The following is a 25,372-nucleotide window of genomic DNA, read 5'->3' on the forward strand; positions in this document are numbered from 1 at the left end:
TCCTATACCGACAGATGGTCGATAAGCCGATCGCCGATCCCGTGCCGCGCGCTGCCTCGTCTGGTTTCCCGCCGTCACAACCCACCTCGCGCAGCCGTCGTGCGACGGGGCTGCACTTGACGCTGGCGGGCACACTCGGCGCGCTGAATACGCTTGCATTCGCGCCCACGCTACACGGCGGCTGGCTTGAGTTGGCGATCTTCGCCTGTGCGTTCTGGCTTGTATCGCGTACCCGCACGCTGCGCGGCGCGTTGCTGACCGGTGGCGCATTCGGTTTTGGTCAGTTCGTCAGCGGGGTGTGGTGGTTATATGTGAGCATGCACTTCTATGGCGACATGCCCGCGCTCATGGCCGGTGCCGCCGTCGTGCTGTTCGCGCTCTATCTAGCCCTTTATCCAGCGTTTTCGGCCGGACTATGGCATATGTGCTGCGCGCCGCGCGGACAACGCACGACGTTGACGCCCAGTTGGCAAGCGAGCGTGGCGTTCGCCTGCGCGTGGGCATTGGGCGAATGGTTGCGCGGGACCGTCTTCACTGGCTTTCCGTGGCTCGCCAGTGGATACGCGCAAGTTGACGGTCCGCTAGCCGGTTTCGCTCCGCTCGTCGGCGTCTACGGGGTCGGCTGGGTCCTCGCGCTCGTCGGCGCGTTGATCGTACAGGCAGCCATGCGTATTGGCGGTGGACGCGGCGTGGCCACGTGGCTCGTGCCCGCCGCCGCCGCGGCAGGGCTGCTCGTTGGCGGCATGCTGCTCTCGCGCGTGACGTGGACTCAGCCGAGCGGGCCCGCACTGTCGGTGCGCCTGCTTCAAGGCAACGTCGAACAGAGCATGAAATTCGGCCCGATTGGCGTGCGTCACGCCATTGCACTGTACCAGCAGCTCATCACGGAAAAGCCGACCGATCTGGTTGTGACGCCCGAAACCGGCATCCCGTTGCCGCTGCATGAGGCGCCGCCCGAGTTCGGCACGGCGGTACGGCGCTTCGTGGACGCCACGCACACGTCGGTCCTGTTCGGTGCGGTCGGTGCCACGATGACCAAAAACGGGCCGAAGGATTTTACCAATGCGCTGTATGGGATCACGCCGGGATCGTCGGGCCTGTACCGGTACGACAAGCATCATTTGGTACCGTTCGGCGAGTTCGTCCCGTGGGGCTTCCGGTGGTTCGTCGACATGATGAAGATGCCATTGGGCGATTTCTCGCGTGGCGGCGCAATACAACCACCGTTCATCGTGCACGGACAGTCGATCGCGCCGAATATCTGCTATGAGGACATTTTCGGCGAAGAGATTGCCCGCACGCTGCGCGGCCAGTCACACCCAGCCAGCGTGCTGGTCAACTCGACGAACCTCGGCTGGTTCGGCAATACGATCGCACTGGACCAGCACCTACAGATTGCACGGATGCGCTCGCTCGAGACCGGGCGGCCGATGCTGCGCGCCACCAACACCGGCGCCACCGCGATGATCGATGCAGACGGCTCGGTTAAGGCCCAGTTGCACCGCTTCACCATGGGCGCCCTCGACGTACGCGTGCAAGGTCGCAGTGGCATGACGCCCTACATTGTCGCCGGCAATCTAACCGTATTAGTCATGTCGCTGGTCGGGCTGGCGATCGGGTTTAGAATGGGACGCGGCGCCCGCGCTGGCCGCACATGCGAATAGGCACGCCGCTTCTCCCCGCGGCGTTGTTGGACAAATTGTCGTGACGTTGACCGTGACTGGGTGCGCTGCTTATGTCGCATGCCACGGATCGACGGCTTCTAGGCCGGTGGCTTCAAAATCTCGTCCGTTACGGGTCGCCAAGGATGCGTCGTGGCATCGGCAAATCGCCGCGATTTGTGCGTCGGCTAGACTGATAGGTCACCCCCTCGCTTCCCGCGCAGCAACTAGCGGGCCATAGTGGCAGGACGTTTTCGTCGCCCCGCCGCCGACCAGGTTGGCCACGTTCTAACGCGCGGCAACCACCTTTTGAGAAAAACCTATTCTTTTCGGGAAACAAAAATGGAACGGTGGGTAGGCGCGATGCAGAAGCCGGGTCCCAGACGCCGATGGCGCAGTGGCGCTGGCACGGCCCCATGCGCCGGCATGAGCCAGAAACAAGTCTTGCCACAGCTCGCGCGATATTTGGTGCCAGGTATCGCGACAAGATAAGATTGTCGTGCCGTTGGACTAACAACCACACAGGAGCCGAGCATGAAACGACCTTTCTTTTGCGGTGGCCGCCGCGGGTTCACGTCATCTGTCTTCAAGAGCGTACTCGCATTGCCGTTGGGCGCGCTGGTGTCTCAAGTACGCGCGCAGTCCAGGCCGGACACGCATGAACCCCTTAGCCAACAGCCTGTGCTCCAGGACGCGCCTCGATTGCCGAATACAGTGATGACCGAACATAACCTCATCCTAAAAACCCCTGTGCCGCGAACCCGATCGAGTCTCGCCCGGCAACTCGCGGAAGGTGGCGTGACGGCAGGTAGCACAATCCTCGTGCATTCGTCCCTCAGCTCGCTTGGGTGGGTCGCCGGAGGAGCCGTGGCCGTCATTCAAGCGCTAATGGACTGCGTCGGGCCTAATGGGACGCTGGTCATGCCAACACACACCGCCCATTTGACCGATCCCGCAGAATGGGAAGCGCCGCCTGTGCCGTCCAGCTGGGTCGAGACCCTTCGCGAGGAAATGCCGGCGTACGATCCGGCGACCACTCCGACTCGCAACATGGGCGCCGTGGCTGAACTGTTTCGTACTTGGCCCGGCGCCCGCCGCAGCCTGCACCCTACCTGCTCGTTTGCTGCAATCGGGCCGCGAGCCGATCAGATCACAGCCGACCATGCGCTCGAGAGCCCGCTTGGTGAAAGGTCACCATTGGCCAAGCTCTACGACGAAGGCGCCTTCGTTCTCCTTCTGGGCGTAGACTTCGACGTTTGTACGTTGCTCCACCTAGCGGAGCAACGGGCTTGGCCGAACAGACCAAAAACGCGGGAAGGCTCGCCGATCCTCGAAAACGGTATCAGGCGATGGGCAGTTTACGAGGCCCCTGCCCTCCTTGACTCCGAGCACTTCCTACCGGTGGGCCGGGCGATGAAAGACCGTGGGGCAGTCAAGACGTTCAGCGTAGGGAATGCGCGCAGCATGCTCTTCTCTGGTCGTGAGGCGGTCGACTTTGCGATCCACACTTGGAGAGGCCAGCTCCCTCCGGCCTGATCGGCCTACGTACCCTGTCCCGCGCCGCGGGGGTGCCCGCGGGCGTGGCTGTCACATTGATCGGCTGCGTGGTCGGCTGCGGTACCCTGCTGGCGCGCATCGGTTGGATGCCGGCGAGTGCAAACTTCGTTTCGCCGGCATCAACGGCGACCACGGTACGCGCGAACGCGACCGGTCCTGCGCCCTTTTCCGCTAAAATCTCCCCCTTTAGCACTTTTCTTGCCCCGAGGCGGCGGCGTGTGCCGGTGCGCACGTCCAGACGCTTCGCCTGAAAGGCATTTCATGCTCACGTTCCAGCAAATTATCCTGACCCTGCAGTCCTACTGGGACAGACAGGGCTGCGCGCTCCTGCAACCGTACGACATGGAAGTCGGCGCCGGCACGTCGCACACCGCGACGTTCCTGCGCGCGATTGGTCCCGAGCCGTGGCGCGCTGCCTATGTGCAGCCGTCGCGGCGTCCCAAGGATGGCCGCTACGGCGAGAATCCAAACCGGATGCAGCACTACTACCAGTACCAAGTGGTCCTCAAGCCGGCGCCGGAGAATATCTTGGACCTGTACTTGGGCTCGTTGCAGGCGCTCGGACTGGACCTGAAGCAGAACGATGTGCGCTTTGTTGAAGATGACTGGGAGAACCCGACGCTGGGCGCTTGGGGCCTGGGGTGGGAGGTGTGGCTCAACGGCATGGAGGTCACGCAGTTCACGTACTTCCAGCAAGTCGGCGGGCTCGATTGCAAGCCGGTGCTCGGCGAAATCACGTACGGCATCGAGCGCTTGGCCATGTATCTGCAGCAGGTCGAGAACGTGTTCGATCTGGTATGGACCGAATGGGAAGAGGACGGCCCGGCCGGCAAGGTGCTGCGCCGACTGACCTACGGCGACGTATTTCACCAGAACGAGGTCGAGCAGTCGACGTACAACTTCGAGCAAGCGAACGCCGAGCTGCTGTTCACGTTCTTCAACGCGTATGAGAGCGAGGCCCGGCGCATCATCGAACAACGGCTCGCGCTGCCGGCCTACGAGTTGATCCTGAAGGCCGCGCATACATTCAACCTGCTCGATGCTCGCGGGGCGATCTCCGTGACTGAGCGCGCCGCGTACATTGGCCGCATTCGCGCGCTGTCGCGGCTGGTTGCACAGGCGTACTACGATTCGCGGGAAGCCCTCGGCTTTCCGATGCTAGGCGAGGTGGCCGGCGCGCATGCGCGCGGCACCGTCACCGCTCAGCAAGAAGCCGCCCGACCCGATTGGGTGCCGCCGCTGAAGGTCGAGCGCAATCTCGAAGACGACGCCTGAGACGACAGAAGAGAAGCCATCCCAATGAGTCAACCATCCACCCTGCTCGTCGAACTGCTGACCGAGGAGCTACCGCCGAAGGCGCTCGCCCGCTTGTCCAATACCTTTGCCAACGGCCTGGTCGAACGGCTCGCCGCGCGCGACCTGATCGACGTCGCTGACGGCGGCTCGCCTTCATTCGAGCCGTTCGGCACGCCGCGTCGGCTGGCGGTCGCGATCCGCAACGTGCGCGCAGTGGCGCCGCAGCGCCAGGTGCGCGAAAAAGTACTTCCCGTTTCCGTGGCACTCAACGCCAACGGGCAGCCCAGCGCGCCGCTAGCCAAAAAACTTGCCGCGCTGGGCTTTCCGGACATGCCGCTCACGCAACTGGAGCGCGCGATGGACGGCAAGACCGAGGCGTTCTTCCTGAATTACGCCGCACCGGGCGTGACATTGGAAGACGGTCTACAGGCCGCACTAGACGAAACCCTCGCCAAGCTGCCGATCCCGAAGGTCATGACGTACCAGCGGCCGGACGGCACGAGCGTGCAGTTCGTGCGCCCGGCGCACCGGCTCGTTGCGATGCACGCGAACCGTATCGTGCCAGTCACGGCGCTCGGATTGGATGCGGACGCGGTCACGCTCGGCCACCGGTTTCTGTCCGAGGGTCACGTCGCGATCCTGCATGCAGACGACTATGCGCGCACGCTCGAGCAGCGCGGCAAGGTCATCGCCAGCATGCGGGCACGCAAGGAGGCAATCCGCGCGCAATTGATCGAGCATGCAGGCGCGGACCACGTACTGATGCCCGAAGCGCTGCTCGACGAAGTCAATGCGCTGGTCGAATGGCCGATCGTCTACGAATGCCGTTTCGATGACGCGTTCCTGCAGGTGCCTCAGGAATGCCTGATCCTAACGATGCAGACGAACCAGAAGTATTTCGCGCTGACCGACGCCAGCGGCAAGTTGCGGTCACGCTTCCTGATCGTGTCGAACGTGCAAACCCACACGCCGCAGCAAATCGTGCTGGGCAACGAGCGCGTCGTGCGCCCGCGGCTGGCCGACGCGAAGTTCTTCTTCGAGCAGGACCAGAAAAAGACGCTCGAGCAACGCGTGCCGCTGCTGGCCAATGTCGTGTACCACAACAAGCTGGGCTCCCAATTGCAGCGCGTCGAGCGGCTCGAGGCGCTGGCGGCGGTGATCGCGCCCGGCGTCGGCGTCGATGCGCAGCGGGCAGCGCGCGCCGCACGGCTGGCTAAGGCGGACCTGCTCACCGACATGGTGGGCGAGTTCCCAGAATTGCAGGGCACGATGGGCACCTACTACGCGCGTCACGACGGCGAGCCCGACGATGTCGCGCTGGCGTGCTCGGAGCACTACCGACCGCGCTTTGCCGGCGACGAGCTACCATCCACCGCGATTAGCACCGCGGTCGCGCTCGCCGATAAGCTCGAGACGCTGGTGGGCATCTGGGGCATCGGCCTGCAGCCGACCGGCGAGAAGGATCCGTTCGCGCTGCGCCGACACGCGCTCGGCGTGCTGCGCATCGTGCTCGAAAAGCAGCTGCCGCTGGACCTGATGGACTTGTTGCGGCATGCGTATGCGCAATTTTCGGCCCAGCCGCAGGTAGCCGATCCCACCAGCGCGTTGTACGGCTTCTTCATCGACCGGCTACGCGGTTTGTTGCGCGAGCGCGGCTACGACGCGAACGAGGTGGACGCGGTACTGAGCCAGAACCCGACCCGCATTGACGACATCACCGGCCGACTCGATGCGGTACGCGAATTTGCCGCGTTGCCCGAGGCAGCATCGCTGGCGGCGGCCAACAAGCGGATCACGAACATCCTGAAGAAATCCGACGGCGCGGCCCAGCACGTCGAGACAAAACTGTTGGTGGAGCCGGCGGAACGCGCGCTGTTCGAGCAGTTGCACAACGTCACGCCGACCGTGCAGGGCCGGCTGAGCTCACGCGACTACACAGGCGCGCTGTCGGCGCTCGCCTCGTTGCGCGACGCGGTCGATACGTTCTTTAACGACGTAATGGTCAATGCCGACGATGCGGCATTGCGGGCGAACCGACTGGGCTTGTTGGCGCGGCTGCACGAGCAGATGAACTGCGTGGCCGATATCTCGAAGCTCGCGGCATGAGTGACGGCCGATTCTCTTTCCCGGCAAACGGCGTGAATTGACGATGCAAAAGAAACTCGTGATTCTCGATCGTGACGGCGTCGTCAACCAGGACTCCGACGCGTTCATCAAGTCACCCGACGAGTGGGTCCCGATCCCGGGCAGCCTTGAGGCGATCGCGCGGCTGAACCAGGCAGGCTACCGCGTCGTAATCGCGAGCAACCAGTCGGGCATCGGTCGCGGCCTGTTCGACATGGCCACGCTCAACGAGATACACGAGAAAATGCACCGCAAGCTGGCGGCGCTGGGCGGGCGGATCGACGCCATCTTCTTCTGTCCGCATACGCCCGCCGACCATTGCGATTGCCGCAAACCAAAACCTGGCCTGCTCGCGCAGATCATCCGGCGCTTCGAGATCGATGTCGCCAGCACGCCGGTGGTCGGCGATTCGCTGCGCGACCTGCAAGCCGGTGCAGCGCTGGGATTCAGCTGTCACCTGGTGCTGACCGGCAAGGGCCAGAAAACGCTGGACGCGGGCCAATTGCCGGCGGGCACGACAGTCTATTCGGACTTGCATGCGTTCGCGCTCGACTTCCTTGCCGCCGAGGCCGACTGAGCTAACGCGCCCCGCATCGCCTAAGGCCTTGTACTGAACCATCATGCACGTGATTCGCTCGACGCTGTTCTTCATATACTTGATCGTTTATACGATCCCGTATGCATGCGCCTGCTTCATTGTTTTCCCGTTCCTGAACGCACACCAGCGCTATCGGATGGCCGTCGGCTGGTGCCGCTCGACGCTGTGGACGCTGCGGCACCTGGTCGGCGCGAGTTGGCGCATCGAAGGCCTGGACAACCTGCCCGACGGCCCGGCCGTGCTGCTGCCCAAGCACCAGTCTGCGTGGGAAACGCTGGCCTTCCCGGCAATCATGCCGCGTCCGTTGTGCTATGTCTTCAAGCGCGAGCTGCTGTACGTGCCATTTTTTGGCTGGGCCCTCGGAATGCTGAAGATGGTGCACATCGATCGCAACAAGGGGCACAGCGCGTTCAAGTCGGTAATTCGGCAGGGCAAGGAACGGATGGCAGAGGGCTCATGGGTGATCATGTTCCCGGAAGGCACACGGGTGCCGGTGGGCAAGCGTGGCAAGTATAAGACCGGCGGCACGCGCTTCGCGGTCGCTGCCGGGGTGCCCGTGGTGCCGATAGCGCACAATGCCGGACACGTGTGGCCGCGCAACTCCTTTCTCAAATTTCCGGGTATAGTCACAGTGTCGATCGGCAAGCCCATCGACACCCGCAACCTGAACGCTGACGAAGTCATGGCGCGCGTCGAGGAATGGATCGAAACTGAGATGCGCCGCATCGATCCGCATGCGTATCCTGCGCAGGACGAAACGCCGGTGTATGCCAAACGCGCGTCGTCGTCCGACGCGGTCTGAACGCGCTCCGATACGCAGCGACCCGCGCAGCGACACCCAATCGAACCCGATAGCCATGGCTCACGCGCCCTTGCCGCGCCGCACGGCGCTCGATTCGAGTCAACTCGACCTGCCGCTGTTCGACAGCGGCAACGCGTTGCCGGGCCTATTCGTCGAAGTCCCGGCCAGGCCATGGCCCAACTGTGTGGCGGCGCCCGCCAGCGACGCCTGCTCGCCCCGGCCCGGCGCCGAATCGATGCAGCCACCGTCGACGCCGTTGCCCTCGTTACCGCCGGTGGAGCCAGTGGAGCCGCTTGCCACGCTGTTGCCACCGTTGAGCCCGTCTTCCGGCCCGTCAAGCGTGACACCAGCGCCATCACTGCCAACGGGCGCCATGCCGCGCAACGAGGCTCAGCTGCCAGACGGCAGCCAGCTGCGCTGCGTGTACCTCGGTTCGCACCGGCTCGATTATCGGCTCAAGCGTTCCGCGCGACGCACCATCGGATTCTCGATCGACGGCAACGGACTGGCCGTCACCGCACCACGCTGGACCACGCTGACCGATATCGAGGCGGCGCTTGCCGACAAACAGCGCTGGATCTTCGCCAAGCTGGCCGAGTGGCAAACGCGCACGGAACAACGCGCGCTGCCGCGGATCGTCTGGACTGATGGAGTGAGCTTGCCCTACTTGGGCAAGCCGTTGACTGTCGCCGTCACGTCGTCAAGCGGCACACTGTGGCATGACCCCGAACGGGCCGTGCTCGAGCTGGGCTTGCCGCCGGATGCGCACGCGCAGCAGATCAAGGATCGTGTACAAGGCTGGCTGCAGCAGGAAGCCCGACGCCTGTTCGGCGAGCGACTCGATCTCTATGCGCAACGCCTCGGCGTGCGACATAGCGCGTACGCGCTGTCATCGGCGGCAACCCGTTGGGGGAGCTGCTCGAGCGACGGCAAAATCCGGCTGAACTGGCGCTTGATTCATTTTCCGCTGTCGATCGTCGACTATGTCGTCGCGCACGAACTTGCGCATTTGCGTGAAATGAACCACAGTTCGCGTTTCTGGGATACGGTCGCATCGATCTTCCCGGAATTCCGCGAGGCGCGTAGCTCGCTAAAGAACCATCCGCTGGAGCTGCTGCCCACGCTGTGAGGCTCACCAGCGCGTTTAGCCGCATCGCGCAAAGCCGTGCTGCACGGGTTAAAATCTCCGCCGTATCGCGCCGTGCCAGTCGTATGGCGCTGTTATTGTGCCCCCGCAACCTCCTCGACATTTCAAGGATTCCGTCATGCGCCTTCTTCATACGATGCTTCGAGTCGGCAACCTGGAGCGATCGCTGGACTTCTACACGAACGTGCTGGGCATGCAGTTGCTGCGCAAGCATGACTATCCGGAAGGCCGCTTCACGCTTGCGTTCGTTGGCTACGGCAACGAGGACGACCATACGGTAATCGAGTTGACCCATAATTGGGACACTTCGGCCTATGAGCCGGGCACTGGCTTTGGCCATCTGGCGATTGCCGTGGACAACGCACGCGAGGCATGCGACGCAGTGCGCGCCAAGGGCGGCAAGGTCACGCGCGAGGCAGGCCCGATGAAGCATGGCACCACGGTGATCGCCTTCGTCGAGGATCCAGATGGCTACAAAATCGAGTTCATCGAGAAAAAACGTCCTTAATCCAGATGGCTGTTACCGCCGCGTCAGTCCGCAAGCCGCTTGATGCCTTCGCCATCGCGTTGCTGGTGGTGGCGGGTCTGACAGGCACCATCCATGTGACCGAGTAGACGCTCGGGCCGTCGTCGGCATCGTGTATCGTTGACCAACCGCAAAAGCAACGCCAGCGCCTTGTTGAACGCGAAGCGGCACGAGCCGACGAAGTTCGCCAAATGCTCATGGATCAATTCCCGCAGGTGGTTGACGCAACTTAATCGCCTAATTAAACCAAACTCATTAAACTTAGTTTAATTAGGTGATTATGCACACATACAACATTCACGACGCCAAGACGCACCTGTCGTGACTCATTGATCAAGCGGTGCACGGCGGCGAACCGTTTGTGATCGCCAAAGCCGGCAAGCCGCTGATCAAAGTCGTGCTGCTCGAACTCCCGGCACCTGTTCGATGCAATCGAATTGGCTTTCTGAAGGGACAGATTAGCGTGCCGGCTGGCTTCGACACGATGGGTGCCGCAGACATTGAACAATTGTTTGACGGTAACGCTGAATGAAGGTGCTTTTGGATACTCACCTAATTCTGTGGGCAGCCGCCGACGCACCCGAACTGCCGGCCGCGGCGCGCGCTACTCGATGATCCGGCCTGCACGCCGCTTTTTAGCGTCGCGAGCCTATGAGAGATTGTGGCCAAACGCGGCTTGGCCCGCGCCGATTTTCAGGTCGAGCCGCGCGTGCTGCGTCGCAGCCTGCTTGACGTTGGCTATGAGGAACTGCCGATCGTGACTGCGCACGCGTTGGAGCTCGAACATCTACCGCCCATCCACCGCGATCCGTTCGATCGGATTTTGATCGCGCAAGCCGTTGCCGAAGGCGTACCGCTTGTAACGCATGATGCGATGATTGCAAAGCACCCTAGCCCGCGATCCGGCTTGTCTGAGGTAGACTGTTAAGGGTTGCGCCATGTCCAGCCAACCCATCAACTCGCTTCGCGCCGCCCGCGCATGATACTTTGCGGTTTTTCCGCGCAGCTAGATCTGAAACAGTCCCCTGAAAGTCCGAACACAGTCTCCCACTTACAATGGCAGGTAGGCATAAGACTGTGCGAAATAGGTTGTTCCAAGCCTGAATCGCAGCGTAAACGTCACAGAAAGTGTGAAAGCCATTCTCAACACGTTGCTGACACTTCTACTTAAATGCCTCCAAACGCCCTAATCAACGGTACGTTTGTCAGAAACACTTGAATACTGTTAACCAAAGCGCTTGACCATGCTCATCAAAATCGCCAATATGCCTGCATCTTCCGGCGGACTATTTTTCTCTTACAGTCTTGCTGAACCTGACGCTTCAGGCCCCTTTGCCGAGCGCTTGGCTGTTCTCCCCAGATTTCCAGAGGTCATGGGTTTATTCCCATGAGTAGAAAGGCTTGCTATAAGCTGATACCCCACCTTATTTTCATCAATTAAATTTTTTAAAGCTCTAGCCAGATGATTGTGAACCGATTTGTTAATTTGCTGAGCTTTTTTCAAGGGTATGTTTTTTATAGAAACTTGGGTTCCCTTGGGACCCAAGCCAATTGAAACCGCCCTATTCTCAGCCTTTACATTTACACCGATATCTATTTTTCCTTTTTCCCCTTCAGTGATATTTTCGCTCCCCTTTATATTGGATTCAACCTTTTCCCTCAATAAATCCAAAAAACTTGATTTTTCTTCGCCACCGCCAAAATTTTTTACATAAAATTCAACCAAATGAGAATTATCATCTTTGAAGTAATTCTCGTACACATATCTTATACCGTTGCTCAATCCATAATAACCTTTTCCATTACCCCTACTACTTTCCTCAATGTTAGATTCGTTTAATATTTCAAACTCATTTTCCGTCATAGCCCTAAAAAATGAAGTTGCAGATTCAAATGAATTTGCTTCTAAATTTTTATCTATACTCAAAATTTTTTCCTTTAGTTTCGCTTCCGACAAATTGGCATAAGAACCTTCTTGCCGAACGGTCAACTCGCCGATCGCTCCCTTCTCTTCATAAGACGCAGTGTCTTCAGAAAAGCCCGGATGTCGTCGGTTTGAGAAAAATTTTTGAACAGCCTGAGCACCAGGTACAGCTGGTTCAGTAACTTCATCATCAAGCTGGTCAGAGACATCATCCCGGCGCTTTAGCTTCGCTTTGGCCTGGTTTGATTGAGAAAATTTTTTTGGCATTATTTACCTCATTTTTATAACTGTAAGACAGGAAGCGCAACATGACAATAAATGCCGCTATAATTAAAATTTAATCCATGTTGCCGACATGTCACCATCAAGGCGGCAACCTTTATTTATTAAAAACATAATTGTGAGATTATTTGTATAAATTTTTCGAGAACCGTCGTAAAGATATTCCGAAATTTCCTTCGGATTTGGCTCGGTATACGGACGCCTAGCCTTTTTCTGTTGACTGGACTTCTGGCTATAAAATTTAACCATAATTCACCTCGTTGACAGCCTATGTATATGTAACCTCTTAGACGACACAAATCGCGTTGCCTTAACCTATTAATTTTTGTGGTGAAAAATCCGAATAGGCTGTCACAGCCAACCCCATTCCGCTGTCGGTGCCATCTGTGTTATTGGAACGCTCCTTGCACTGCAGATGCGAAAAGGAAGTATCCGCTCGTCAACCAGCATCGTCAACAGAGGCTTTCACCTCGGTCACTTTCTTAACGCCCACCGGCACCTGCACACCGATCTTCCTCCATTCATCTTGATTCTTGTTAATTACCCAGGACAGCACCTTATGCGTCTTTTCATCAAGCAGCCCACTCACATGAGCCGTCGGCGGTTCGTCAGGATTTGTGTACTCGCAGGTCACCGCCAGACGTGCCAGTTGCACCTGCTTCACGTCCTTCAGTGATGTCAGTACTTTATCCACCAGCACCCGCTTGAACGGCAGCGACTTGTCGTAATCCTCCCACGACTGTGCCACCGATGGCATAAGTTGCATATTCAGCGCTGGCTGTTCCTTTTCAGCCTGGGGTGGAAATGAGCCTTCGGCCCTGCCATTCGACAGGCCGTCACGGCACGCCGCACGAAGCGGGCAGACAAGCGTGTCAACGCGTCGATTGAGGATCCGACGCACCGGCCGCGCCCACGCTACCCATCGAGCCTGCACCGGCGTCAACCTGCTGTGCCAGCACGACGTACTCAAGCACCGGCACATCCTCGGCACGACGCGCGAGATCAAAACCGAGCGCGTCAAAATCGACTCGACTCCGATAGGCCGCCAGCGTATTGCGCAACATTTTGCGACGCTGCGAAAACGCGGCCGTCACAACTTCGCCAAGGCGGACGATATCGACCGGCGGCACATCGCCGGCGGCGCGCGGAATCATCCGCACCACCGCTGAGGTCACCTTCGGCGCCGGCTCGAACGACTCAGGCGGCACCTCGATCAGTTTGTCGATCGCATACCGATACTGCAGCATCACGGTCAGGCGGCTGTAGTCCTTGCTCCCCGGCTCAGCAATCATCCGCTCAACCACTTCGTCCTGCAGCATGAAGTGCTGGTCAATCACATCATCGGCAAACGACGCGAGGTGGAACAACAGCGGACTCGAGATGTTATACGGCAGGTTCCCGACCACACGGAGCGACGCGCCGATATGCGCCGAATCAGCCAGTGAAGCGAAGTCGAACGCCAGCGCGTCGCCTGCATGCAACACGAGCCGGCTGCCAAAACGCTGCTGCAGCCGCGCGATCAGGTCGCGATCAAGCTCGACCGCATGCAATGTTTGCACGCGCTCGAGTAGCGGCGCGGTCAATGCGCCCAGGCCTGGGCCGATCTCCACGAGCCGATCCGCGGGTTGCGGACGGATCGCCTCCACGATTGCGTCGATCACGCCCGTGTCGACAAGGAAATTCTGGCCAAAGCGCTTGCGCGCAAAGTGGCCTTGGTGCTGACGATGACTCATGAAGCAGCTCGTTTCGAATCAGATGCATGGCGACGGCCAGCGCGATGCCTGGCGCGCCGCCGCGTTCAGCGGGTTACGCGGCGTTAGCGGCCTGCCGCCGCGTGCCGTCGATGGCAAGCCATCGACACAGCGGTATCGATCGCCGCAATCAAACTGCCGCAATCGGCGCGGCCGGTGCCCGCCAGGTCGAGCGCCGTGCCATGATCGACGGAGGTGCGCACGATCGGCAGTCCCAGCGTGACGTTGATGCCCTCACCGAACGTGGCAAACTTGAGCACCGGCAAGCCCTGGTCGTGGTACATCGCCAACACGCAATCGGCATCGCGCAGGTAGCGCGGCTGGAACAGCGTATCGGCCGGATACGGCCCGCGTGCGTCGATGCCAGATGCGCGCGCGCGCTGCAATGCCGGTGCGATCACGTCAATTTCCTCGCGGCCCAAATAGCCGTTCTCGCCCGCATGCGGATTGAGGCCCGTGACAAGGATACGCGGCGACGCGATGCCGAAACGCGCGCGCAAGTCACGATCGACGATTGCCAACGTGTCGACCAGCCCGTCGATGTTCAACGCGTCGGGCACGTCGCGAAGCGCCAGATGCGTGGTGGCAAGAGCCACGCGCAGCGGCTGCTCGCCGGTGCCGGACAGCATCATCACGACGCGTGGCGTACCGGTACGCTCAGCCAGGTATTCTGTATGGCCGGTGAACGGCACGCCGGCATCGTTGATCGTGCTTTTTTGCAGTGGCGCGGTGACAATGGCATCGAACGTGCCGTCCAGTGCGCCGTCAATCGCCGCATCCAGCAGCGCGAGCACATAGCGACCGTTTGCCGCATCCAGCACGCCGGCCACACTCGGCGCGCCGAGCGGCACATCGCGCAGCATGACAGGGGCGCCCGCCCCGGTCGACCACACGGCAAAATCCACGCCCGCCTGCTTCGCGCGCTCGGCCAGCAGCTGGCGATCGCCGAGCACCGTGAAATGCGCGTCCCCGCGCCAGCGCCCGACCTCGCGCGCAAATGCCTGCGCGGTCAACTCCGGACCGACGCCGGCCGGCTCGCCGGTGGTGATCGCAATGCGAACGGGTGTCGTCACGTTCTGCTCCGCGGGGCTCAGGCCGGTCCGTCCAACTTGTACTGCACATACGAGCTGTCACGCAGCTGCCGCAGCCAGTCTGCGTAGGCCTGCTCGGCTTTGCGCTGGCCGATCGCCTGCCGCGCGATCTCCTGTTGCTGTGCAACAGAGCCTTGCGCTTCGCGGCGGCCGATCACCTGGACCAGGTGATAACCGTACTCGGTCCGGATCGGCTGGCTGATTTCGCCATCCTTCAGGTTGTTCATCGCCCGCTCGAATTCCGGCACGGTCTCGCCCGGGCTGATCCATCCCAGGTCTCCTCCCTGCGATGCGGAACCGTCCTGCGAGTAGGTGCGGGCGAAATTCGCGAAGTCGCCACCTGCGTCGATCTGCGCGCGCAGTTCGACCAGCTTCTGCCGTGCCGCCGGCTCCGACTGCCCTTCGCCGACCCGGATCAGGATGTGTCGCGCATGCGTTTGCACGAGCTTCGGCGCTTCGCTGCCCGTGCCGCTGGACACCCGGCGATCGACGAGCCGCACGATCTCGAAGCCTTCCGGCGTGCGCAGCACCTCTGGATTAACCTGCCCCGGACGCAGCTGCGAGGCCGCCTGCGTCATCGCTTCGGGCAACGCCGACATCGAACGGAATCCAAGGTCGCCGCCGTTGGACGCATCGGGCGCCTGTGAGTTGTCTTTCGCGAGCCGCGCGAATTCCTCGTTCGTCAGGGCGCGCTTGAGCAAATCCGATGCCTTTCGCCGCGCGGCCTCGATTTCAGTCTGCGGCGCGTTCAGCGCGGCCTTGATCAGGATATGTTCAAAGCGCAGGTCCTGCTGCACGCGCTGCGTCGGCCCGCGCTGGCTGGCAATATAGTTGGCCACTTCCGCATCCGACACGGTGATCCGGCTGTCCACTTCCTTCTCGCGCAGCTTCGAGAGCAGCAGCTCGTTGCGCGCATCGGCGCTGAACACCGACCAGGGCACGCCCTCGGCCTCCAGTCGTGCGCGGTACATGTCGAGCGACATGTTGTTCGCCTGCGCGAGCCGGGTCAGCGTGCGTTGCAGCGTCGCATCGTCGATCACGATGCCGTCGTCCTTGGCCCGCTGCAGCTGGATGCGCTCAAGAACCATTTGATTCAGCACCTGCAGCTGCAACTGGTCCGGCGACGGCAACGGCGCGTTCTGCTGCTGCAGGCGGCGTGTGATCAGCTCCATGCGCAAGTCAAGCTCGCGGCGCGTGATCACGTCGTTGTTCACGACCGCGACAATGCGATCCACCTCCTGTCCGGTCTGATGCGACGGCAACGCTTGCGCGTGCGCACCGTTGAGCGGCGCCAGCGCGCCGAGCGCGGATAGCGCAAGCACGTACTGCAAAAGTGCCGAGCGTATCGTCTTCATCATTCCCACAATTACTCCGTTCAGGTAAAAACCGGCGCGGGCCGGACACCGTCCGCCACCCACCGACATTGTCTCATTGATAGTGAGTGAACCGGGCCTGTGGCGCAGGCAGCGGCGGCACCGGCTGGTAACCTGGCACGCTCGCTCGGAATTGCGGCCCCAACCCGTTGTCGATCGTCGCAAAGCCCTTGAGTTGCAGTTGCGCGAGCATCCGTGTCCCGGTGGACGGCTGGTTCGAACTGTTGACGCCGTTTGCGTATTTCTGCAACCCGATGCCGAATGACCAGCATTGCGCATCGTACTCGAAGCCCGCCAACGCGTCGACCAGGCGGTGCCGGACGAGGTCGTAATTCACCCGGCCCACGCCGTACAGGCGTCGCGCAAGCGGCCACTGCGCGGAGATCACCAACTGGTTGATCGGCTCGTAGGACAGCGTCGTGTTCGAGCGCGTATACCGGTACGCCGCGTTCAGCACGCGACGCTCGGCCGGGCTCCATGAAAACCCGAGGTTCGTGCGCACCAGCTGATTGTTGTTCTGGTTGTACTGGAACGCCTGCTCGGTCGCAAAGCCGTCGCCGAGCTTGAACGACGAACCGATGATCACGTCCGAGTGTGCGGCCTGCGACACCGGTTGCGATGGCGTGAATGTCACGCGCTGGTTGCGGAAATAATACTGCTGCGCGATCACGAAGCGCGCCCGCTCGTCGCCGGACGCCGCGTCGATGAAGCGCGACGTGAGCGCCGCAGTCAGCCGGTTTGCATCGGCGACGCGGTCATTGCCGACGAAGCTGTTCGCCGTGAAGATCTCGGCCAGGCCAAAGTCCGCCTCGGCGGTATCGAACAATGGCGCAAACTGCTGGTTCCGGTACGGCGTATACACATAGTACAGGCGCGGTTCCAGCGTCTGGATGTAGTCCTGGCCAAACAGGCGAAGGCTGCGGTCAAACACTAGGCCGGAGTCGAGGCTCAGCGTCGGCACGCTGACGTTGAAACGCTTGGGCTGGCTGCCGGGTGCGTCCGCGCCGATCGTGGATAGGTCGTACGACGTGAAATGCCACTGCACCTTCGGCGTGAAGAAGTAGCCAGGGCGCAGGATCGGATAAGAGACGTACGGGTTGAACACGAAGCGCGTGCCCTCGGTCGCATCGGCCGTGGTGATCGAAAAGCGGGTCGCGTCAACCTCGGCGCCAAAGTCCAGGCCGCCGACGTTATAGCGGCTGTATTTCACGTTCAACTGGGGTTCGCGGCCATACGGCGCCGTCGATGGGGGCAGCGTCTGCCAATGCTGCTCGCGCAGCAGTGCGGCCCACGGACCACTGTTGTAAGTCAAGCCGATTTCCTGCTGGTACAGCATCTGCATGCCGAGCAGGAACGAGTTGCCCGACGCGAGATCCTCCGGATAGGTCTTGTCCGACACTCGGTTGTAGTAGATATATCCGCCGAAGCCGTTGCCGAAGTTCTGGCTGTGGTTGAAAAACACCGCATAGCGCTTGGTGTGCGTGATGCGGTCATACGGCAAGTACTCGACGGTGAGGTTGCCCGAGTACGTCGGCGACAGGTAGCGAAAGCTGGGCGCAATTAGCACGCCACGCCGCGACATAATCCGGGGCGTAAGCGTCAGATCGTAGTTCGGCGCGAGATTGAAATAATACGGCAGCGACATCTCGAAGCCGGTGGTCGAGCTCATCGTGCCGGTCGGCGGCAGCAAGCCGCTCTGGCGCCCGCCCGAGAGAGGAAACGACAGCCACGGGCTGGCAAAGATCGGCACGCGCTGGAAGAACAGCACGCCATTGTGCGCCACGCCCAAGTTGGCGTCGGTATCTATGTCGAACTGCGTGGCACGCACGTACCACGCCGGATCGCTGTCGCATGGGCATCCGGTATACGTGCCGCGGTGCACGACCGAGCGCGCATCGTCGATTATGTCGATCCGCTCGGCGGCACCAGAGCCACCGGTTAGGTTGAAGTGGTACTTCGGCCGCGTGATGTAGCCCTCAGACGCGCCGACCTTCAAGTGCGCGTCCGGTCCCGCAAACGCATTGCCGTTGTTAACAATATGCACATTGCCGAACGCATCGACCAGATCGGTGTCCACGTCGTAGTGAATCGAATCGGCCTTGATCACGGACGTGTAGCGGCGCAACTCGGCACTGCCCTCGAGCGACGCGTCGCGATCCGCAGTGCCGCTGGCCACCTCGCCCAACCCGAACACTGCCGGCGACGCGCCTGATGGCAGCGCATGCTCCTCGAGCTGCGGCGCGACGCGTAGTCCCCACGGCGCATCCAGCCGGGTCGGCTGCGCGGCTACACCGGTCAATTGCGCGTGCGCAAGCGCTGGCAGGAATCCCGGTACCGCAAGCAATGCGGCGGCGACGTGCGTCAGGCGAAGCACGCGTCGCGAATTGGGCACGGGTGGCAAATTCGTTCGATCGAGCTGTGTTGGCGGCATGAATGCAGTAGACGAAGCGACGCCGCCCCGGCATGAGCGGCCGCCCGGGTAACGTCGCGGCAAAGCTGCCCGCCCCGGCCTCGGGGCCTGCGCCGCGCGCCGGTGCGGGTCGCATCAAAAAAGTCGTGGGGTATTATATGGCAAGACGTTTTCGTATCCCCGCAACTTTCATGACGCAGACCTGCGCAAGCCCCTCTTTCGCCGTTGCCGATCCCCGGCTGGACTTGCTGCGCGACCGGCTCGGCTCGCTGTCCGGGCCACCCGCCGGCCCGGCGCTGTATCGCGCCCGCCGCGAACGGGTGATCGATGCGCTGCGCGCCTATGGCGGCGGCGTGGCGATCGTGCGCACTGCACCGATCGCGGTTCGCAACCGCGACACCGAATATCCGTATCGGCATGACAGCGCATTCTTCTACCTAAGCGGGTTCACCGAGCCGCACGCGTGGCTGGTCATCTGTGCCGACGCATCGCAGTCGCATACGACACTGTTCTGTCTGCCGCGCGATGTCGAGCGCGAAAACTGGGACGGGGCGCGGTACGGACCGCAACACGCGCAGCAGGCATTCGGCGTGGACGCCTCCTACCCGGTTGATGAGCTCGACGCCCGGATGCCGGCGCTGCTGGCCAATGCGCATACGCTGCATTACGCACGCAACACATCGCCGGGGTTGGACGAGGCCGTGCAGCGATGGCTGGAGGCGAGCAGACACGGCGGCGGCCGCACTTCGCCGGCGCATCAGGTCGATCTGTCGATTCTGCTCGACGAGATGCGTCTGATCAAGGACGCGCACGAGCTGTGCACGATGCGCCGGGCCGCCTCGATCTCGGCGCGCGCGCATCTGCAGGCCATGCAGGCGTGCAAGCCGGGCGTGCGCGAATACGAACTTGAAGCGCAACTGCTGTACGCTTTCCGCCGCCACGGTGCACAGGCGCCGGCATACGGTTCGATCGTCGCGGCGGGCGCTAACGCTTGCGTGCTGCACTACCCGGCCGGCAACGCACTCGTGCGGGACGGCGACCTGGTCCTGATCGACGCGGGTTGTGAGCTGGACGGCTACGCGTCCGATATTACCCGCACGTTTCCGGCCAACGGTCGCTTCACGGCGGCGCAGCGTGATCTATACGACGTCGTGCTGGCGGCACAACAGGCCGCGATCGACGCGACACGTGCTGGCGTGCCGTTCGACGTGCCACACGAGGCGGCGGTGCGCGTGCTGGCGCAGGGCATGCTCGACTTGAAGTTGCTCGACGCGGCCGTGCATGGCACGCTCGACGATGTGATCGCCAGCCGCGCCTATACGCGCTTCTACATGCATCGCACCGGTCACTGGATCGGCATGGACGTGCACGACTGCGGTGACTATCGCGAGCCGGATCCCGACCCGGCCGGCCGGAACTCGATTACCGCCTGCCCGAATACCGCGCGCCCGGACGCCTCCTGCACGGACGCTACCTGCCCGGATGCCCCATCCCTGGCTATCCAGCACGCTGGAAACTTGGTGCGGGACACGGCCGAGCGCGACGTACCGCGTCCGTGGCGCCGCTTGCGCGCGAACATGACGCTGACCATCGAACCCGGCCTATACGTGCGCGCCGCGCCGGATGTGCCGCGCGCGTACTGGAACACCGGGATCCGCATCGAAGATGACGCAATTGTCACAGCCCACGGCTGCGAGCCGATGACCCGTGAAGTGCCGGTGCACGCCGACGATATCGAAGCCTGGATGCGCGACGCGCCGACGCGCGCGTGACACGCCGCCGCGCGACAGAATCTCACAGACATCTGCACCATGACCGAATCGAATCCTGCCAGACCCGCGCACCATGCGGCACCGGATGCGCGCGTCGACACAGCGCGATACGACTATGACGTGGCCATCGTCGGCGCCGGGCCGACTGGGCTCGCGCTCGCCGGCTGGCTCGCACGCCGCGGCGGCACCCGTGCATTGCGTGTCGCGTTGATCGACTCGCGCGAACCGGATGCATCGCTGGGCGACCCGCGGGCGCTTGCATTGTCGCACGGCAGCCGCATGCTGCTCGAGCCGCTTGGCTGGCCGGTCGAGGCGACACCAATCGAGCGCATCCACGTGTCGCAACGCGGTTACTTCGGCCGCACCGTGATCGAGCGCAACGAGCACGGCGTGCCAGCGCTCGGCTACGTGGTGCGCTATGGCATGCTGGTGCATGCGCTGGCCACGGCGGTACGTGCCACCGGCTGCGACTGGATCGGCTCGAGCGTGGCTCGCGCGCCGCAGCAGGACGAACACGGCGTCTCGCTGCCGATCGAGCCAGTCGGCACACCCTCCGTTCCCGATGGCGACGCGGGCGCTGCGGCACCGCAACGCATCGTGCGCGCGCGTCTGGTCGTCAACGCGGAGGGCGGGGTATACCACGAAGCCGCATCGACGCGGCTGGCCGCCGGCCAGCACGCCCGGCGCGACTATCGCCAGACGGCGCTGGTGGCCGTGGTCAGTGTGAGTACGCCACAACCGCGCGTCGCATGGGAGCGCTTCACGCGCGAAGGGCCCCTTGCGCTGCTGCCGCTCGGCGGCCCACGGCAGGCGGACTATGCACTGGTCTGGTGCTGCGATCCGGCGCAAGCCGCGCGGCGCATGCCACTGTCCGACGCACGGTGGTTGGACGAGTTGCAATGGGCATTCGGCGACAGAATGGGCCGCTTCGAGAAGGTTGGCGCGCGCGCAGCCTTCCCACTTGGGCTCAATGCGCTGACCGCGTTAACCGATCGCCGCATTGCATCGATCGGCAACGCGGCGCAAACGTTGCATCCGGTCGCCGGACAAGGGTTGAACCTAGGCCTGCGCGACGTGCACGCGCTGGTCGATGCACTCGCGCACCACGGACCCGAGCCGGCTGCGCTGCGTGCCTTCGCCGCACGCCGCGCGCTGGACCGGCGCGTGACCATCACCGCGACTGACGTGCTGGCACGCGCCTTCACCGTCGACTTCGCGCCGCTGGCGGCGCTGCGCGGCCTGGCACTCGGTGCGCTGGACCTGGTGCCGCCGGTCAAGACAACGCTCGCGCGGCAGATGATGTTCGGGCAACGGCGCTAAGCGGGGCCAAGCCTATGACAGCCGTGACACTCATTAAACTTTCAAAGCGCTCGGGGTTCGCCGCCGGTTAACGCTAAAATACGCCCCTTTCCAACGTCTTTCGGATCGCGCCGCGCCCGGCCGGGTAGCGGCGCGTCGCCCTTTCCGATGCCTGTAATCGGCAAACATGTACTGCGCAACAATCTGTTCGTCGCCCCGATGGCTGGCGTGACGGACCGCCCGTTCCGCCAATTGTGCAAGCGAATGGGGGCCGGTTACGCGGTGTCGGAGATGGTCGCGTCCAACGCGCAGCTGTGGAAAAGCGAAAAGACGATGCGTCGCGCCAATCACGACGGCGAGGTCGAGCCGATCGCCGTGCAGATCGCTGGCGCCGACCCGGCGATGCTGGCGCAGGCCGCGCAATACAACGTCGCGCATGGCGCGCAAATCATCGACATCAACATGGGCTGCCCGGCCAAGAAGGTCTGCAACGTCGCGGCAGGCTCCGCACTGCTGCAGAACGAGGCGCTAGTGGCACGCATTCTCGAGGCAGTCGTGCGTGCGGTCGGCACCGGGCCGGATGCCGTTCCCGTCACACTGAAAATGCGCACCGGCTGGGATCGCGAACACCGCAATGCGCTGACGATCGCGCGGCTCGCCGAGCAGGCCGGCATTTCGATGCTCACCGTGCACGGGCGCACGCGCGCAGACTTGTATCGTGGTCAGGCCGAGTACGACACGATCGCCGCGGTCAAGGCATCGGTGCGCATCCCGGTAGTCGCCAACGGCGATATCACGACGCCGCACAAGGCGCGCGAAGTGCTGTCGATCACCGGCGCGGACGCAATCATGATCGGACGCGCGGCGCAAGGCCGGCCGTGGCTGTTTCGGGAAATCGGGCACTTCCTGGTGACCGGTGAGGTGTTGCCACCGCCACGGATCGATGAAATCCAGCAGTGGATGAACGAGCACCTGCAAGACCATTACGCATTTTATGGCGAATTTACCGGTGTGCGCACCGCACGCAAGCACATCGGCTGGTACACTCGCGGCCTTTCCGGCGCCAACGCATTCCGGCATCGAATGAATACGCTGGATTCCACCCGGGAACAACTGGCGGCGGTCAACGCATTCTTCGACGCCCAAAAGGCGCAATCGGAGCGCCTCGTCTACGTCGACGACGAATCCAGCACGCACGACACGCCACCCGACACCGACCGATTAGCAGCATGAGCAAGCACAACATCGAACAATGCGTCCGCGACAGTCTCGGCATGTATTTCCGCGATCTGGACGGATCCCGCCCACACGACGTCTATGAAATGGTGATGTCCTGCGTCGAGAAACCGATGCTGGAAATCGTCCTCGAACAGGCGCGGGGCAACCAGTCTCTGGCAGCCGAATATCTCGGCATCAACCGCAACACGCTGCGCAAGAAACTGCAGGAGCATGGTCTGCTGTAGCGCGGCGCCCGTGCCTGGCGCACATTTGTCATTCGCGCGCAAGCGCAGCTTCGGGTTCTTTTTTCATCATGATCAAGCAAGCGCTCATTTCTGTTTCCGACAAGGCAGGCATTGTCGATTTCGCCAAAAGCCTGCATGAGCTTGGCATCACCCTGCTGTCCACGGGCGGCACTGCAAAGCTGCTCGCCGACGCGGGCCTGCCGGTCACCGAGGTAGCCGACTACACCGGCTTTCCGGAAATGCTCGACGGCCGCGTAAAGACGCTGCACCCGAAGGTCCATGGCGGCATTCTCGCGCGGCGCGACATGCCCGCGCACATGGCGGCACTCGAGCAGCATGGGATCCCGACGATCGACATGCTCGTCGTCAATCTGTATCCGTTCGTGCAAACTGTCGCGAAGGAGAAATGCCCGCTCGACGAAGCCATTGAGAACATCGACATCGGCGGCCCAACGATGCTGCGCTCGGCCGCGAAGAACCACCGCGACGTGACGGTGGTCGTCGATCCGGCCGACTATGCGGCGGTGCTCGACGAAATGCGCGCGAACGGCAACACGGTCAGCTACGCGACCAACTTCCGGCTCGCGACCAAGGTGTTTGCGCACACCGCGCAATATGACGGCGCGATCACGAACTACCTGACTAGCCTCGGCGAGGACCTGCAGCATGCGACACGCAGCGCGTACCCGGCCACGCTGAACCTGGCCTTCACGAAGGTGCAGGACCTGCGCTACGGCGAGAATCCGCACCAGGGCGCAGCGTTCTATCGCGACCTGCAATCTGCCGAAGGCTCGCTAGCCAACTACCGGCAACTGCAGGGCAAGGAGCTGTCGTACAACAACATCGCTGATGCCGACGCGGCATGGGAATGCGTGAAGACATTCGATGCGCCGGCATGTGTGATCATCAAGCATGCGAACCCATGCGGCGTCGCCGTGGCGACAACGCCGGCCGACGCGTACGCCAAGGCGTTGCAGACCGACCCGACTTCCGCATTCGGCGGCATCATCGCGTTCAATCGCGAAGTCGACGAAGCGGCGGCGCAAGCGGTCGCCAAGCAGTTCGTCGAAGTGCTGCTCGCGCCGTCGTTGACCGACGCGGCGCGACAAATCTTCGCCGCGAAGCAGAACGTGCGCGTGCTGCAGGTGCCGCTGGGCAACGCAGCCAACGCGTACGACCTGAAGCGCGTCGGCGGCGGCTTGCTGGTGCAGTCGCCGGACACGAAGAACGTGCAGCCGCACGAGTTGCGCGTGGTCACGAAACGGCATCCGACGCCCAAAGAAATGGACGACCTGTTGTTCGCGTGGCGCGTCGCGAAGTTCGTCAAGTCCAATGCGATCGTGTTTTGCGCGAACGGCATGACGCTGGGTGTCGGGGCGGGTCAGATGAGCCGCGTCGATTCGGCTCGCATCGCCGGCATCAAGGCGCAAAACGCAAAGCTGTCGTTGACCGGCTCGGCGGTCGCCTCCGACGCATTCTTCCCGTTCCGCGACGGGCTCGACGTGGTCGTCGCGGCCGGTGCGACCTGCGTGATTCAGCCCGGCGGCTCGATGCGCGACGACGAAGTAATCGCGGCGGCCGATGAGCACAATGTCGCGATGGTCGTTACCGGCACGCGGCATTTCCGTCACTGACGCTGTGAGCGCCGCCGCGCCGGCCGCGTCGGGACAACGCCAGTCGGTTATAGTGGCGCGATGAGAATACTTGGCATCGATCCGGGCTTGCGCGTCACCGGCTTTGGCGTCATCGACAAGCACGGACACGCGCTCACCTACGTGACCAGCGGGGTAATCCGTACCGCGAACGCCGATTTGCCGAGCCGCCTGGGCACGATCTTCGACGGCGTGGCGACGCTGATCCGCGAGCACCGCCCGGATCAGGCCGCGATTGAGAAAGTATTCGTCAACGTCAATCCGCAATCGACGCTGCTGCTGGGGCAGGCGCGCGGCGCGGCGATTTGCGGACTCGTATCGGGCCGTGTACCGGTGGCCGAATACACCGCGCTGCAACTCAAGCAAGCGGTGGTCGGCTACGGGCGCGCGACCAAGGACCAGATGCAGCAGATGGTGGTCCGGTTGTTGAACTTGAGCGGCTTGCCCGGCACCGACGCCGCCGACGCGCTCGGCATGGCGATCTGCCACGCGAACAGCGGCGCGGCGATCAACGCGCTCGGCACGCTCGCGCCGGCATTGACGAAGAAAGGCTATCGTGTGCGACGCGGCCGGCTGATCGGCTAACCCGGCGCAGTGTCCACGCCGCGATACGCTACACTCGCGCATCCACTCTCTATTGATTC

At 62.4% G+C, this 25,372-nt stretch carries 21 protein-coding genes and 1 pseudogene; 16 read left to right on the forward strand and 6 right to left on the reverse strand.

Annotated elements, in window-relative coordinates:
* Positions 1-14: 14 nt before the first annotated feature.
* The 10 genes and pseudogenes from lnt (at position 15) to B0O95_RS16365 (ending at position 10,639) form a co-directional block, all read left to right on the forward strand.
* Positions 15-1,664: an apolipoprotein N-acyltransferase gene (gene lnt / locus B0O95_RS04370; protein ID WP_104076794.1), complete on the forward strand. Its 1,650-nt coding sequence runs from the start codon at positions 15-17 to the stop codon at positions 1,662-1,664.
* A 714-nt stretch (positions 1,665-2,378) separates the two neighbouring features.
* A complete protein-coding gene (locus B0O95_RS04375) occupies positions 2,379-3,197 on the forward strand; it encodes an AAC(3) family N-acetyltransferase (RefSeq protein ID WP_104076875.1) in 819 nt (272 codons plus the stop codon).
* Between the two features lie 282 nt (positions 3,198-3,479).
* The gene (glyQ, locus tag B0O95_RS04380) at positions 3,480-4,493 is read left to right on the forward strand and encodes a glycine--tRNA ligase subunit alpha (protein WP_104076795.1); all 1,014 of its coding nucleotides are present in this window, start codon (positions 3,480-3,482) and stop codon (positions 4,491-4,493) included.
* A gap of 24 nt (positions 4,494-4,517) precedes the next feature.
* Positions 4,518-6,620, forward strand: coding sequence for a glycine--tRNA ligase subunit beta (gene glyS, locus B0O95_RS04385; protein ID WP_104076796.1), 2,103 nt, complete (start codon positions 4,518-4,520; stop codon positions 6,618-6,620).
* A gap of 43 nt (positions 6,621-6,663) precedes the next feature.
* Positions 6,664-7,215, forward strand: coding sequence for a D-glycero-beta-D-manno-heptose 1,7-bisphosphate 7-phosphatase (gene gmhB, locus B0O95_RS04390; protein WP_104076797.1), 552 nt, complete (start codon positions 6,664-6,666; stop codon positions 7,213-7,215).
* A gap of 43 nt (positions 7,216-7,258) precedes the next feature.
* Positions 7,259-8,038: a lysophospholipid acyltransferase family protein gene (locus tag B0O95_RS04395; RefSeq protein WP_104076798.1), complete on the forward strand. Its 780-nt coding sequence runs from the start codon at positions 7,259-7,261 to the stop codon at positions 8,036-8,038.
* A 235-nt stretch (positions 8,039-8,273) separates the two neighbouring features.
* Positions 8,274-9,167, forward strand: a complete 894-nt coding sequence (locus tag B0O95_RS04400; RefSeq protein ID WP_104076876.1) for a M48 family metallopeptidase — start codon at positions 8,274-8,276, stop codon at positions 9,165-9,167.
* Between the two features lie 136 nt (positions 9,168-9,303).
* Complete coding sequence (gloA, locus tag B0O95_RS04405) at positions 9,304-9,693, forward strand: lactoylglutathione lyase (protein ID WP_104076799.1); 390 nt, start codon at positions 9,304-9,306, stop codon at positions 9,691-9,693.
* A 346-nt stretch (positions 9,694-10,039) separates the two neighbouring features.
* A complete protein-coding gene (locus B0O95_RS04415; RefSeq protein ID WP_233203123.1) occupies positions 10,040-10,243 on the forward strand; it encodes a type II toxin-antitoxin system Phd/YefM family antitoxin in 204 nt (67 codons plus the stop codon).
* Positions 10,240-10,639: pseudogene (locus B0O95_RS16365) on the forward strand (type II toxin-antitoxin system VapC family toxin). The gene B0O95_RS04415 and the pseudogene B0O95_RS16365 overlap by 4 nt, the downstream one beginning before the upstream one ends.
* A gap of 369 nt (positions 10,640-11,008) precedes the next feature.
* Here B0O95_RS16365 and B0O95_RS15350 read toward each other — a convergent pair.
* The 6 genes from B0O95_RS15350 to B0O95_RS04445 form a co-directional block, all read right to left on the reverse strand.
* Positions 11,009-11,902, reverse strand: a complete 894-nt coding sequence (locus tag B0O95_RS15350; RefSeq protein ID WP_146063980.1) for a hypothetical protein — start codon at positions 11,900-11,902, stop codon at positions 11,009-11,011.
* A 454-nt stretch (positions 11,903-12,356) separates the two neighbouring features.
* Entirely contained in the window at positions 12,357-12,818 is a 462-nt protein-coding gene (locus B0O95_RS04425; protein WP_233203107.1) for a hypothetical protein, read from the reverse strand.
* Complete coding sequence (gene rsmA, locus B0O95_RS04430) at positions 12,790-13,650, reverse strand: 16S rRNA (adenine(1518)-N(6)/adenine(1519)-N(6))-dimethyltransferase RsmA (RefSeq protein WP_104076801.1); 861 nt, start codon at positions 13,648-13,650, stop codon at positions 12,790-12,792. The genes B0O95_RS04425 and rsmA overlap by 29 nt, the downstream gene beginning before the upstream one ends.
* Before the next feature lie 83 nt (positions 13,651-13,733).
* On the reverse strand, positions 13,734-14,741 hold the full coding sequence (gene pdxA, locus B0O95_RS04435) for a 4-hydroxythreonine-4-phosphate dehydrogenase PdxA (RefSeq protein WP_370641790.1): 1,008 nt from the start codon (positions 14,739-14,741) through the stop codon (positions 13,734-13,736).
* Between the two features lie 17 nt (positions 14,742-14,758).
* The gene (locus B0O95_RS04440) at positions 14,759-16,117 is read right to left on the reverse strand and encodes a peptidylprolyl isomerase (RefSeq protein WP_104076803.1); all 1,359 of its coding nucleotides are present in this window, start codon (positions 16,115-16,117) and stop codon (positions 14,759-14,761) included.
* Positions 16,118-16,187: 70 nt separating this feature from the next.
* Positions 16,188-18,563, reverse strand: coding sequence for an LPS-assembly protein LptD (locus B0O95_RS04445; RefSeq protein WP_104076804.1), 2,376 nt, complete (start codon positions 18,561-18,563; stop codon positions 16,188-16,190).
* A gap of 170 nt (positions 18,564-18,733) precedes the next feature.
* On the opposite strand from B0O95_RS04445, the gene B0O95_RS04450 reads away from it, so the two are divergent.
* The 6 genes from B0O95_RS04450 to ruvC all read left to right on the forward strand — a co-directional run bounded on the left by B0O95_RS04450 (position 18,734) and on the right by ruvC (position 25,313).
* Positions 18,734-20,314 carry an aminopeptidase P N-terminal domain-containing protein gene (locus B0O95_RS04450; RefSeq protein WP_233203109.1) on the forward strand — a complete coding sequence of 527 codons (1,581 nt, stop codon included), beginning with the start codon at positions 18,734-18,736 and terminating at the stop codon, positions 20,312-20,314.
* A gap of 39 nt (positions 20,315-20,353) precedes the next feature.
* Positions 20,354-21,634, forward strand: coding sequence for a UbiH/UbiF/VisC/COQ6 family ubiquinone biosynthesis hydroxylase (locus tag B0O95_RS04460; RefSeq protein WP_104076805.1), 1,281 nt, complete (start codon positions 20,354-20,356; stop codon positions 21,632-21,634).
* A 147-nt stretch (positions 21,635-21,781) separates the two neighbouring features.
* Entirely contained in the window at positions 21,782-22,846 is a 1,065-nt protein-coding gene (gene dusB / locus B0O95_RS04465; protein WP_104076806.1) for a tRNA dihydrouridine synthase DusB, read from the forward strand.
* Positions 22,843-23,076: a Fis family transcriptional regulator gene (locus B0O95_RS04470; RefSeq protein WP_013436270.1), complete on the forward strand. Its 234-nt coding sequence runs from the start codon at positions 22,843-22,845 to the stop codon at positions 23,074-23,076. Before dusB ends, B0O95_RS04470 begins: the two co-directional genes overlap by 4 nt.
* 68 nt (positions 23,077-23,144) lie before the next feature.
* Positions 23,145-24,710, forward strand: coding sequence for a bifunctional phosphoribosylaminoimidazolecarboxamide formyltransferase/IMP cyclohydrolase (purH, locus tag B0O95_RS04475; protein WP_104076807.1), 1,566 nt, complete (start codon positions 23,145-23,147; stop codon positions 24,708-24,710).
* A gap of 60 nt (positions 24,711-24,770) precedes the next feature.
* The gene (ruvC, locus tag B0O95_RS04480) at positions 24,771-25,313 is read left to right on the forward strand and encodes a crossover junction endodeoxyribonuclease RuvC (protein WP_104076808.1); all 543 of its coding nucleotides are present in this window, start codon (positions 24,771-24,773) and stop codon (positions 25,311-25,313) included.
* Positions 25,314-25,372 lie beyond the last annotated feature (59 nt).

The organism is Mycetohabitans endofungorum, from assembly GCF_002927045.1.
In the GTDB taxonomy this organism is placed as follows: domain Bacteria; phylum Pseudomonadota; class Gammaproteobacteria; order Burkholderiales; family Burkholderiaceae; genus Mycetohabitans; species Mycetohabitans endofungorum.